At 60.9% G+C, this 11844-nt stretch carries 12 protein-coding genes; 6 read left to right on the forward strand and 6 right to left on the reverse strand.

Annotated elements, in window-relative coordinates; translation table 11 throughout:
* The first annotated feature begins 5 nt into the window (after window positions 1-5).
* The 3 genes from MX657_RS09580 (at window position 6) to MX657_RS09590 (ending at window position 3629) form a co-directional block, all read left to right on the forward strand.
* Window positions 6-557 carry an NAD(P)H nitroreductase gene (locus tag MX657_RS09580; protein ID WP_217479758.1) on the forward strand — a complete coding sequence of 184 codons (552 nt, stop codon included), beginning with the start codon at window positions 6-8 and terminating at the stop codon, window positions 555-557.
* A 116-nt stretch (window positions 558-673) separates the two neighbouring features.
* Window positions 674-1717, forward strand: coding sequence for a selenide, water dikinase SelD (selD, locus tag MX657_RS09585; protein WP_252001418.1), 1044 nt, complete (start codon window positions 674-676; stop codon window positions 1715-1717).
* 4 nt (window positions 1718-1721) lie between these two features.
* On the forward strand, window positions 1722-3629 hold the full coding sequence (locus tag MX657_RS09590) for a DNA topoisomerase III (protein ID WP_217479756.1): 1908 nt from the start codon (window positions 1722-1724) through the stop codon (window positions 3627-3629).
* A gap of 67 nt (window positions 3630-3696) precedes the next feature.
* Here the strand turns inward: MX657_RS09590 and gdhA are convergent, their stop codons facing one another.
* Entirely contained in the window at window positions 3697-5040 is a 1344-nt protein-coding gene (gdhA, locus tag MX657_RS09595; RefSeq protein ID WP_080327420.1) for an NADP-specific glutamate dehydrogenase, read from the reverse strand.
* A 227-nt stretch (window positions 5041-5267) separates the two neighbouring features.
* Between gdhA and MX657_RS09600 the strand changes: the two genes are divergently transcribed.
* A complete protein-coding gene (locus MX657_RS09600; protein WP_080327419.1) occupies window positions 5268-5540 on the forward strand; it encodes a YnjH family protein in 273 nt (90 codons plus the stop codon).
* On the opposite strand, the gene MX657_RS09605 is transcribed toward MX657_RS09600, so the two are convergent.
* The gene (locus MX657_RS09605) at window positions 5500-5916 is read right to left on the reverse strand and encodes a pyrimidine (deoxy)nucleoside triphosphate diphosphatase (RefSeq protein WP_119914806.1); all 417 of its coding nucleotides are present in this window, start codon (window positions 5914-5916) and stop codon (window positions 5500-5502) included. The genes MX657_RS09600 and MX657_RS09605 overlap by 41 nt on opposite strands.
* Window positions 5917-5991: 75 nt before the next feature.
* On the opposite strand from MX657_RS09605, the gene MX657_RS09610 reads away from it, so the two are divergent.
* Both MX657_RS09610 and MX657_RS09615 read left to right on the forward strand, forming a co-directional pair.
* A complete protein-coding gene (locus tag MX657_RS09610) occupies window positions 5992-6561 on the forward strand; it encodes a carboxymuconolactone decarboxylase family protein (protein WP_080327417.1) in 570 nt (189 codons plus the stop codon).
* On the forward strand, window positions 6554-7171 hold the full coding sequence (locus MX657_RS09615) for a CDP-alcohol phosphatidyltransferase family protein (RefSeq protein WP_333016105.1): 618 nt from the start codon (window positions 6554-6556) through the stop codon (window positions 7169-7171). Before MX657_RS09610 ends, MX657_RS09615 begins: the two co-directional genes overlap by 8 nt.
* Here the strand turns inward: MX657_RS09615 and MX657_RS09620 are convergent.
* The 4 genes from MX657_RS09620 to MX657_RS09635 all read right to left on the reverse strand — a co-directional run bounded on the left by MX657_RS09620 (window position 7168) and on the right by MX657_RS09635 (window position 11831).
* A complete protein-coding gene (locus tag MX657_RS09620; protein ID WP_119914804.1) occupies window positions 7168-8475 on the reverse strand; it encodes a rhodanese-like domain-containing protein in 1308 nt (435 codons plus the stop codon). The two genes, MX657_RS09615 and MX657_RS09620, sit on opposite strands and share 4 nt — an antisense overlap.
* A 73-nt stretch (window positions 8476-8548) precedes the next feature.
* Complete coding sequence (locus MX657_RS09625) at window positions 8549-9169, reverse strand: ATP-binding cassette domain-containing protein (protein ID WP_333016101.1); 621 nt, start codon at window positions 9167-9169, stop codon at window positions 8549-8551.
* Window positions 9169-10698 carry a thiamine ABC transporter permease gene (locus tag MX657_RS09630; RefSeq protein ID WP_346808257.1) on the reverse strand — a complete coding sequence of 510 codons (1530 nt, stop codon included), beginning with the start codon at window positions 10696-10698 and terminating at the stop codon, window positions 9169-9171. Before MX657_RS09630 ends, MX657_RS09625 begins: the two co-directional genes overlap by 1 nt.
* Entirely contained in the window at window positions 10671-11831 is a 1161-nt protein-coding gene (locus MX657_RS09635) for an ABC transporter substrate-binding protein (RefSeq protein ID WP_429844919.1), read from the reverse strand. Before MX657_RS09635 ends, MX657_RS09630 begins: the two co-directional genes overlap by 28 nt.
* Window positions 11832-11844 lie beyond the last annotated feature (13 nt).

Genomic DNA, 11844 nt, shown 5'->3' on the forward strand with positions numbered 1-11844 from the left:
AACCAATGGATGCACTTGAACTGCTTGTTAACCGTCGTAGCGCGTCACGTCTGGCCGAACCTGCGCCTGCGGGCGAGCAGCTGGAAAACATTCTGCGTGCCGGCATGCGTGCGCCGGATCATGGCACTTTGCAGCCGTGGCACTTCTTTGTGATTGAAGGCGAAGGCCGCGAACGCTTCAGCCAACTGCTGGAGCAGGGCGCAGTTGCCGCAGGGCAGGATGAGAAAGGTATCGACAAGGCGCGTAACGCCCCGTTCCGCGCCCCGATGATTATCGCTGTCGTGGCGAAATGCCAGGCCGACCATAAGGTGCCGGTCTGGGAGCAGGAAATGTCTGCCGGTTGCGCGGTAATGGCGATGCAGATGGCCGCCGTCGCGCAGGGCTTTAACGGTATCTGGCGCACCGGGCCGCTGACCGAGAGCGCCGCCGTGCGGGCAGGGTTCTCCTGTGGTGAACACGATAAAATTGTCGGCTTCCTCTACCTCGGCACCCCGCAGCTTAAAGCCTCCAGCACCATCAGCGTGCCGGACACCACGCCTTTCGTCAGCCGTTTTTAATTACACGCGCTAAACTGTCTGGATTCTGAGCATCCGCCGCAGAATTCAGACAGTCATACTTACCTCTTTATGGAATGAGCGCTACCATAGCGCGATTGAGATGACAGGAGACGTCCATGAGCGAGCAAACCATTCGTTTAACGCAGTACAGCCACGGAGCCGGTTGCGGTTGTAAAATTTCCCCGAAAGTGCTGGAGACCATCCTGCACAGTGAACAGGCGAAGTTTGTCGACCCGAACCTGCTTGTCGGCAACGAAACGCGTGACGATGCGGCGGTTTATGACTTAGGTAACGGCACCAGCATTATCAGCACCACTGACTTCTTTATGCCGATTGTCGACAACCCGTTCGACTTCGGGCGCATCGCGGCCACCAACGCCATCAGCGATATCTTTGCCATGGGCGGTAAGCCGATCATGGCGATTGCCATTCTGGGCTGGCCGATCAACACCCTTCCACCAGAAATCGCCCGTGAGGTGATTGATGGCGGGCGTTTCGCCTGCCAGCAGGCGGGGATTGCGCTGGCTGGCGGCCACTCGATTGATGCGCCGGAGCCGATCTTCGGCCTGGCCGTCACCGGCGTGGTGCCGACCGAGCGCGTGAAGCGCAACAGCACTGCGCAGGCGGGCTGCAAACTGTTCCTCACCAAACCGCTGGGCATTGGCGTACTCACCACCGCCGAGAAAAAATCCCTGCTGAAACCAGAACATATCGGTCTGGCAACGGAAGTGATGTGCCAGATGAACCTCGCCGGTGCGGCGTTCGCCAATATCGACGGCGTGAAGGCGATGACCGACGTTACCGGTTTTGGCCTGCTGGGGCACCTCTCTGAAGTGTGTCAGGGGGCGGGCGTGCAGGCGCAGGTCTGGTATCAGGACGTGCCGAAGCTGCCGGGCGTGGAAGAGTACATTGCGCAGGGCGCGGTCCCGGGCGGTACCCAGCGCAACTTTGCCAGCTACGGTCACCTGATGGGCGAGATGCCTGAAGCGTGGCGCAACCTGCTGTGCGATCCGCAAACCTCTGGCGGCCTGCTGCTGGCGGTCACGCCGGAATCCGAAGCCGAGGTTCAGGCGACCGCCGCCGAGTTTGGTATCACCCTGACGGCGATCGGCGAGCTGGTCACCGCGCGCGGCGGCCGACCGATGATTGAGATCCGTTAATTCGATGCGGTTGTTTATTGCCGAAAAGCCGAGTCTGGCCCGTGCCATCGCCGATGTGCTGCCTAAACCGCATCGCAAAGGCGACGGCTTTATCGAATGCGGTAACGGGCAGGTGGTCACCTGGTGTATCGGCCACCTGCTTGAGCAGGCGCAGCCGGATGTCTACGACAGCCGCTACGCCCGCTGGAACCTCAACGACCTGCCGATTGTGCCGGAAAAGTGGCGTCTTCAGCCTCGTCCGTCCGTCACCAAACAGCTCAACGTCATTAAACGTTTTCTTCATGAGGCGACGGAAGTGGTCCACGCGGGTGACCCGGACAGGGAAGGGCAGCTGCTGGTGGATGAAGTGCTGGACTACCTGGAGCTGGCACCCGAAAAGCGTCAGCAGGTGCAGCGCTGTCTGATCAACGATCTCAACCCGCAGGCCGTTGAGCGGGCGATCTCGCGCCTGCGTTCCAACAGCGAGTTTATTCCGCTGTGCGTCTCGGCTTTAGCGCGCGCCCGCGCCGACTGGCTGTACGGCATCAACATGACCCGCGCTTACACCATTCTCGGGCGTAATGCGGGCTATCAGGGCGTACTCTCCGTGGGCCGCGTGCAGACGCCGGTGCTGGGGCTGGTGGTACGCCGTGATGAAGAGATCGAGAACTTCGTCGCCAAAGATTTCTTTGAAGTGAAAGCGCATATCGTTACCCCTAAAGACGAGCGCTTCACGGCCGTCTGGCAGCCGAGCGACGCCTGCGAGTCGTACCAGGATGAAGAGGGTCGTCTGCTCCATCGTCCGCTGGCGGAGCACGTGGTTAACCGTATCACCGGCCAGCCCGCTATCGTCACCAGCTATAACGATAAACGGGAATCAGAACCCGCGCCGCTGCCGTTTTCGCTTTCTGCACTGCAGATAGAGGCGGCAAAAAAGTTTGGCTTGAGTGCGCAGAACGTGCTGGATATCTGCCAGAAGCTTTACGAAACCCACAAGCTGATCACCTATCCGCGTTCAGATAGCCGCTATCTGCCGGAAGAGCATTTTGCGGGTCGCCATTCAGTGATGAACGCCATTAGCGTCCACGCGCCGGATCTGCTCCCGCAGCCCGTTGTTGATCCGGAGACCCATAATCGCTGCTGGGACGACAAAAAAGTCGATGCCCACCACGCGATTATCCCGACGGCACGCGCCAGCAGCGTCAACCTGACCGACAACGAAGCGAAGGTCTACAACCTGATCGCGCGACAGTATCTGATGCAGTTCTGCCCGGACGCGGTGTTCCGCAAGTGCGTCATTGAGCTTGAGATCGCCAAAGGCAAGTTTGTCGCTAAAGCCCGTTTCCTCGCGGAAGCGGGCTGGCGCACGCTCCTTGGCAACAAAGAGCGTGACGAAGAAAACGACGGCACGCCGCTGCCGGTAGTCGCTAAGGATGACGAACTGCTGTGCGAGAAGGGCGAAGTGGTTGAACGCCAGACCCAGCCGCCGCGCCATTTCACCGACGCGACGCTGCTGTCCGCCATGACCGGGATCGCCCGCTTTGTTCAGGATAAAGATCTGAAGAAGATCCTGCGCGCCACCGACGGTCTGGGCACTGAGGCAACACGTGCAGGGATTATCGAACTGTTGTTTAAGCGCGGTTTCCTGGAGAAAAAGGGCCGCTACATCCACTCAACGGAACCGGGCCGGGCGCTAATCCACTCCCTGCCGGAGCTGGCCGCAAGGCCGGACATGACCGCGCACTGGGAATCGGTGCTGACGCAGATCAGCGAAAAGCAGTGCCGCTATCAGGACTTTATGCAGCCGCTGGTGGGGACGCTTTACCAGCTGATCGACCAGGCGCGCAGCACGCCGGTGAAGCGGTTCCGGGGTATGGTCGCACCCGGTGGCGGGGCGAAGAAACCGTTTAAAAAGAAAAAGAGCGCGGCCTGACACACGGTTTTCTCCCTCTCCCACGGGGAGAGGGCCGGGGTGAGGGCACCCGGCCGCACGATATAACTTAAATCACACCCTGCCCAATCATCGCATCCGCCACCTTCACGAACCCGGCGATGTTGGCGCCGCGCACATAGTTGGTCTGTGACGCCTCGCCGCCGTACTCGACGCAGGCATGGTGAATATCCAGCATGATGTGGTGCAGGCGCGCGTCCACTTTCTCCGCCTTCCAGCCGAGCCGCGCCGCGTTTTGCGCCATCTCCAGGCCGGAGGTCGCCACGCCGCCTGCGTTGGCGGCCTTGCCCGGCGCAAACAGCACGCCCGCTTCCAGGAAAAGATCGGTCGCTTCGATGGTGGTCGGCATATTCGCCCCTTCGGCCACCGCTTTTACGCCGTTGCTAATCAACGTGCGCGCGGCCTCCACGTCCAGTTCGTTTTGCGTGGCGCACGGCAGGGCGATATCCACCGGCACGCCCCACGGCTGTTTGCCTTCCAGATACGTCAGGCCAAACTCCGCGGCATAATCCGCAAGACGGCCGTCGCGGCTGGCTTTGATTTCGCACAGGCGCGCCAGTTTCTCCGCCGTAAAACCCGCTTCATCCACCACCGTGCCTTTTGAGTCTGAGGCCGTCACTACGCGGGCACCAAACTGCATTGCTTTTTCGATAGCGTACTGCGCTACGTTACCGGAGCCGGAGACCGCCACGCGCATCCCTTCAAAACCTAAGCCGTGGCGCTTGAGCATCGCCTCGGTGAAGTAAACCAGGCCGTAGCCGGTCGCCTCCGGGCGGATCAGGCTGCCGCCAAACGATAATCCTTTGCCGGTAAAGACGCAGGCGCTGTTGTTGGAGAGTTTTTTCATCATTCCGGCCATAAAGCCCACTTCGCGGGCTCCCACGCCGATATCACCCGCCGGTACGTCGGTGTCCGGGCCAAGATGGCGATAGAGTTCGGTCATCAGCGCCTGACAGAAACGCATCACTTCGCCTTCGCTTTTGCCTTTCGGGTCGAAATCACTGCCGCCTTTACCGCCGCCCATCGGGAGCGTGGTGAGGGCGTTTTTAAAGGTCTGCTCGAAGCCGAGGAATTTCAGAATCGACAGGTTCACGGACGGATGAAAACGCATGCCGCCCTTAAACGGGCCGATGGCCGAGTTAAACTGCACGCGCCACGCGCGGTTAACCTGCACCTGGTTGCGATCGTCAACCCAGGTCACGCGGAACTGGATCACGCGTTCTGGCTCAACCAGGCGTTCCAGCAGCGACAGTTGACGATAGCGCGGGTTTTCCTCAAGGAAGGGCCAGAGGGTGGTCATCACTTCACGAACGGCCTGCGCAAACTCGCTTTGGTGCGGGTCGCGCTGCTGAACATGGGCAAGGAAACTTTCCAGAGAGCGTGTCTGATCCATAGATATAAGAACCTCTTATAATAATTTCTGATTATGGCTAATGCGATTTGTGTTGTTTTTTTGACTATACCACCCGTACCGCTTTGTGAAGCAAGCAGAAATTCATGCTGAAAAAGAAATTAATGACGCGGGTTGAGTCATAACAAAAAGCGATGGTGCGCGAAATTAAAGATTCTGTCCGATTTACCGTTATAGTCATTATCAGGACATAACAGGAAGAGAAGTCTATGAACCGTTACGTGATGGCCGCGTTATTGTTGATGTTAACCGCTGGCGCGCAGGCTGACCGCATTCGCCCGGATGTGGAAGTGAATGTGCCGCCGGAGGTGTTTAGCTCCAGCGGCCAGCGCGCGCAGCCGTGTAACCAGTGCTGCATCTACCAGGATCAAAACTATTCTGAAGGGGCCGTCGTGAAGGCGGATGGCGTGCTGCTGCAGTGCCAGCGCGATGAGCGTACCATCAGCACGAATCCGCTGGTCTGGCGTCGCGTAAAAGAATAAACGCCTCCAGCAGCGGAATGTCTGCCGGGGCTAAGCTGTAGCCGAACGCCTCTTCCGGCGTACACCACACCAGCGCGCTGTGGTAGTGCGCCGTGAGCTCTCCGCAAAAGGTCGGAACGTGCCAGGCGTGCAGGTTGATCAACCGCTGCGAGACTTCCCGCTGGTGGCTTGCCACGTATTGCGCAGGCTGCGCCTCAATACCCAACTCCTCGCGCAGCTCGCGGATAAGCGCCTCTGGCTGGGTTTCTCCGGCTTCGACTTTCCCGCCTGCAAATTCCCACATACCCGGCTGGTCGGCGTGAGCAGGACGCTGCGCCAGTAAAATGTTGCCGTCTTTTTCGATGATGGCCGCAACGACATCGACTGTTTTTAGCATGGTCGTCAATACTTGATAGCGAAAAACGCCATATTATCGTGCCCTTTCAAAGAGTCCAGCTATCAGGAGTATCAGGTGAAAGAGACGTCCACCTGGGTAGATCCCATCCCAACCCTTCCGGCAAGCGTTAAACCCATTGCCGCGATGCAGCGAAAACACTTTGGCGCGGTGCTTAATCCCACGCGCTGGTGGGGACGCATGCCGCGTCTGTTCTGGCTGGTCGCACTGTTCGTCGGTTTTCTGGAACGGAGAAAAGCGCGCCTGACGCCCGTGATGCGCTCGCTGCTTATGACGCGGGTATCGCAGCTGTGCCACTGTGCTTTCTGTGTTGACGCCAACAGCCTGCGCCTGGCCGAGCGCTGCGGCGCGCTGGATAAAGTTTTGGCCGTGAGCGGCTGGCCTGATTCTGACTTGTTCAGCGAACAGGAGCGCGCGGCGCTGGCCTATGCGGAGGCGGTCACCGCCACGCCGCCCCGGGTGGACGACGCCGTCAAAGCACAATTGAAATGCCACTTTACTGACGACGCTATTACCGAGATGACGGCCCTCATTGCCTTTCAGAATCTCTCCGCCCGCTTTAACGCCGCCCTCGATGTTCCGGCGCAGGGGCTGTGCGCCACGTTTAAGGGGAAGCCTGATGCTTGACCGTCACCTCCACCCGCGGGTAAAGCCCGCGCTGAATCGTCTGGCTTCCGTGCTGGATAAGCCGGGCGTGACGCCCGACGGAGTAACGCTTGCCGGGTTTGCCATCGGCCTGCTGGCGCTGCCGTTCCTGGCCCTCGGCTGGTACCCGGCGGCGCTGGCCGCTATCGTACTGAACCGCCTGCTGGATGGCCTGGACGGCGCGCTGGCGCGTCGGAGAGGGCTGACGGATGCGGGAGGGTTTCTCGATATCGCCCTCGATTTTCTGTTCTATGCCCTGGTGCCGTTTGGCTTTGCGCTGGCTGCACCGGCCGAGAATGCTCTGGCGGCCGCCTGGCTGTTATTCGCGTTTATCGGTACCGGCAGCAGCTTTCTGGCGTTTGCGGCGCTGGCCGCGAAGCACGACATCGACAACCCCGGCTATGCGCACAAGTCGTTTTATTACATCGGTGGGTTAACGGAAGGGACGGAGACCATCGCGCTGTTCGTGCTGTGCTGCCTGTTTCCGGCGCACTTTACGTGGTTCGCATGGGTATTTGGCGCGCTGTGCTGGCTGACCACCACAACGCGCGTCTGGAGCGGCTACGTGACGCTGAAGTCACTCATCTCTTAGAGAGCGCTTTCAGGCCCGCGCTCACCAGTGGTGACCGGGTTCTGCGGGTGGCTGCTCCATTCATACCAGCCGCCGTCATAGACGGCGACGTGCTTCCAGCCCATCGCCCGGGCGTACATAAAGGCTTCGGACGCCCGCCAGCCGGTGCCGCAGTAAAACGCGACCTGCTGTTCCGGCAGGATTTTCCAGTTTTTCCACTGGGCGGCGATGTCATCAGCGCTGCGCATGGTGCCATCCGGGTTATGGAAGTCTTCCATATGCGTGGCATCGCTGCCCGCGTGACCCCAGCGCGCACCGGCTATTTCACCTTTTGGCTTGATATAGCTGTAGCCGCTGGTTTCGCCGATAAACTCCGGCCACGAACGAATGCTGACCAGGGAGGCATCCTGACGGTGCAGCATCCCACGTGCCTGCTCCATATCCACCATCAGCTGCGGCTGGCCGGGGATCGGCGCGCCAAAATCAGGGGCAGGTTTCACCTCCCCGGGCATACCGCGTTCAACCGGCAGGTTGGCTGCTGACCATGCCTTCCAGCCGCCATCGAGAATACGGACATCCTTTACCCCCGCGTAGAGCATAATCTGCGCCACGCGCGCGGCGGCGTAAACGTCGCGCCCATACAGAATGACGGTGGTGTCGTGGCGGATCCCGTGCTTCGCAAGCATCGCTTTCAGCTTTTCGTCGGAGACCTTATTCCACAGCGGCTCGCTTTCCACCTCGTTGGTGTCGATGTAGCCCGCGCCGGGAATGTGGTTTAGCAGGTAAAACTTCGGCGCGCCCCAGGCCGCTTCTATGACTTTCCATTCGCCCGTCGGCGCGGCGGTCACCGGTTTGCCCTGCTGGAGCTGGTGGATCCACTGCGGGTAGACCAGCTGTTCAAAGTGCGCCAGGCGCTGAAGGCGGTCCGGCACCTGCAGGGCATCGCTGAGAAGCGAAACATGCTGGAATCCGGCTTTCTCCAGGCGGGCTTTCACCGCAAGGCTATCGCTCTCGTCGCCGTACAGCGCGATGGCCGTCGCAGGCGTAAGCTGATGCTGTCTGGCCCAGAGTGCAATCTGCTCGTCGCTCATCGCGTCCAGCCAGGTGGCAGCCAGGTTGAGCGCGGCGGGTTCGTGCCCGGAGGGGCCGCTGAGCGTTTGCGGCCAGCCGTTGTAGAACGCGCTGGGGCGGGTGTCGATTGCCGCGCCATGCTGCGCCTGAAGCTGAGACAGCGTCATCGCGTTGGCCATATCAGCAGCCTGAGAGGAAAAAGAGGCGAGGCCGCAGATCAGGGCCAGCGCGGTCAGTTGAGAAACACGTTTCATCGAATAACCTGACGTCAGTAAAAGAGGGGGGCATTGTCGTCTCTCCCGAAACGGAAAACATTGCGTTAGCACATTATTGCCAGCGAGAGATCTCCATCACCTCGCCGCCGGGTGGAATATCGTCCTCGTCATGGGTGACCAGCACCACCGGAATATTGCGTGCGCGGACGGCGTCAAATACCCATGCCCGGAACGACGTGCGTAACGCTTTATCGAGGCGGCTAAACGGTTCGTCCAGCAACAACGCCTGCGGCTCGGCAAGCAGGGCGCGCAGCAGGCTAACCCGGGCGCGCTCTCCGCCGGAAAGCGTGGCCGGATCGCTGGCGTAATGACCGCTCAGCCCGGCGGAATCCAGCGCCTGCTCGACCGCTTCCCGACGCCCGCGTCCCGCGATCCGCTCAGGCAAGGCCAGCAGCAGATTTTGCCCAACGCTGAACGGGTCAAACAGCAGCGCGTCCTGAAAAAGAATCCCCAGACCGCGGGATTCGACGGGCAAACCGTCGCAGCGGCGTTCGTCGAGCCACAGTTCGCCCCGCGCCTGAAAATCACCTGACAGTGCGCCGACCATCCAGGCAAAGAGGGTTGATTTGCCGCTGCCGGACGGCCCCATCAGAGTGACGATCTCCCCGCGTGGAACGCAAAAATTAACCTCGCGGAAAAGCGGTTCGATGGTGAGATTGCTTACCTTCAGCATTAACGTAATCCTTGACGGAATCGGCTCGCGAGCCGGGATAACAGCGCAGCAAAACCGAATACGACGCCCGTGACCAGCAGTAAACCCAGCGCCCGATTCGCGAGAACCGGGATGCTGCCTCCGCTGCTGAGCGCTACGGTCTCGCTGGTCAGCGTGGTGAAACGCCCCGCGCCCAGCCAGAGCGTCGGCATGTATTGCGCCATGCTGACGGAAAAGCCGGTGGCAAAGGCCAGCAGCGCAGGGCGTACCAGCAGAGGGCATTTCAGCAGGCAGAAAATTTTAGCTCGTCGCCAGCCGAGCGTTCTGGCGGTAAGGATAAGCCGGGGATCGATCCGCCGCCAGGCGGGTTGCAGCACCAGCAGCATCCAGGGTAACACCCACAGCAGATGGCTCCAGAGCACGGCGGCATAATGCCCGTCGAGCCGCAGATGCAGCGCAATCGTATACTGCCCGGTGACGAGCGGCAGTGCCGGAAGGGCGAGGGGGATCCACACCCACGCAGCGCCGCGCTGCGGCCCCCATTCCAGCCAGAGAACGCTGACAATCAGGGCGATCAGGCTCGAAAGCAGACCGAAGGAGAGGCTGGTCCCCACGGGACCCACGTCGTCCCGCTGCGCCAGCATGAGCAGCACTGCGGCGCACAGGATGCCACATGCGGGCAGAAATCCGCCGAATGCGCGTTCAGGCAGCACGAGATGCGACCTGCGCCGCGTACCTGTCTGGTCCGGAATCGCGCGACGCCAGACCTTCCACAGGCCGTACCCCAGCGCGGCAAGCACGGCCAGCAGAAGAAGGAGAAGCAGGCACAGCAGCGTCCCTTTTGCCTGCTGATGCGCGTCGCCCTGGCTCAGCCACTGCCAGGCCAGCACGGCCAGTGTAGGCGGGTTGCCGGGCCCGAGAACGATCGCCACGTCCACAACCGACAGCGACCACGCCAGCACCGCCAGCATCACCGCGCCGAGGGCAGGCGCAATCGCTGGCAGGATCAGCCAGCTTAGCGTCTGAAAACGCCCGTAGCCGAAGGTTTGCAGGACGATCTTCTGCTGCGCGAGCCGTTTTTCCGGCAGCACGGCGTAAATGGCCCACAGCACAAACGCGCTCTCTTTGACCGCAAGCGTCAGGCCCAGCCCGGCGCCGTAGCGGTCAAACGGCGGTGAACAGACGGTGCAGATCTGATAAAACAGTCCGCCCTCGGCAAACAGCAGTAATGCGCTGGTGGCGAAGGCCACGTGAGGGACGGCCAGCAGCCACGGCAGACGCGTACTGAGCCGCCGCCAGCGTTTGCCGGGCCAGAAGAGGGCCACGAGGAAAAGGGCGATAAACAATGCCCCCAGCGTGGCGATAAGCGTTGAGACCAGTGTAGCGATGGCTGCCTGCGGTAGCTGCGGATCGTTCAGCAGCCGCTGCCAGTTCGTCACGGAAAACGCGGGCGCGAACAGCATGGTGCCAGCGGGCAGGATCGGCAGATAAATCACCGCCATCGCCAGCCAGACAAACCAGCTTAACGGGTGCCGTAACGACGCAGCCATTCCTGCTCCAACGCGTTCACCCAGGCGGACTGCGGCTCCGGGAGCATTTTCGGTAGCCCCTGCGGCGTATGGGCCTGCAGTTGCTTCGCGTCACCTTCGGGCAGCGTTTTCGCATCCAGCACGCTCGGATCTCCCCAGACTGCCGGGTCAGCCTTACGGATTTGCGCCTGCGGCGACAGCAGGAAATTGGCGACCACTTTCGCGCCTGCGCTCGCGCTGGCGTTGGCCGGAATAGCCACAAAATGAACGTTGCCGAGCATCCCGTCGCGAAAACCAAAACTGTAGCTGTCGGCAGGCAGTTCGCCGCTCGCCACTTTCTGCTGCGCATGGGCCGGGTTAAAGGTCAGCGACAGGTTCAGACTGCCGCTGGCGAGCAGGGTATCCATCCGGGCGGGTGAGGGAGGGAAATCTTTTCCTTCGCGCCACAGCAGCGGGTGCAGTTTATCGAGGTAGGCCCAGAGCGGCGCCGTAACCTGGGCAAACGTATCATCAGGCGCTTTTTGTAACGCCTCGGGATGAGCCGTGAGCGTCAGCAGTAGCTGCTCCAGAAAGGCCGTGCCGGTGAAATCGGGCGGGCGAGGATAGCTGACCTTGCCCGGATGCTGCTGCGCGTAAGCCAGCAGCGCCTGAGGATCCTCCGGCGGCGTCGGCATACTGGCTTTGCGGGCGATAAAGGTCAGCTGTGCGCCGCCCCACGGCGACTCCGCCCCGTCTGTGGGAATAGCAAAATCTTCCGTGACGGGTTTACGGGTATCGACATAACGCCAGTTGGGCAGACTCTGCGCCCATCCGGTTTGCAGCAGGTTCGCCACTTTTAACGTGCGGAAGTTTTCGCCGTTCACCCACATCAGATCGACGGAGCCGTTGGTCTTACGCCCTGCGGCAGCTTCCGTCTGAATACGTTTGACCGCATCGGCGGCATCCGCCAACGGGACGATTTTGAGGGTAATGGCATAGTGCGTTTGCATCTCACCGCTGACCCACTCAAGGTAGCGGTTGACCGCCGGATCGCCGCCCCAGGCGTTAAACCAGACGGTCTGGCCTTTGGCCTGCTGTTGAATAGCGTGCCAGCCGTCGGCGGCACAGAGGGGGGCTGCCAGCAGCAGACCGGTCAGGAACGCGCAAAAACGCACACGGCGCATAATG

Source organism: Enterobacter chuandaensis (assembly GCF_039718975.1).
GTDB lineage: Bacteria > Pseudomonadota > Gammaproteobacteria > Enterobacterales > Enterobacteriaceae > Enterobacter > Enterobacter chuandaensis.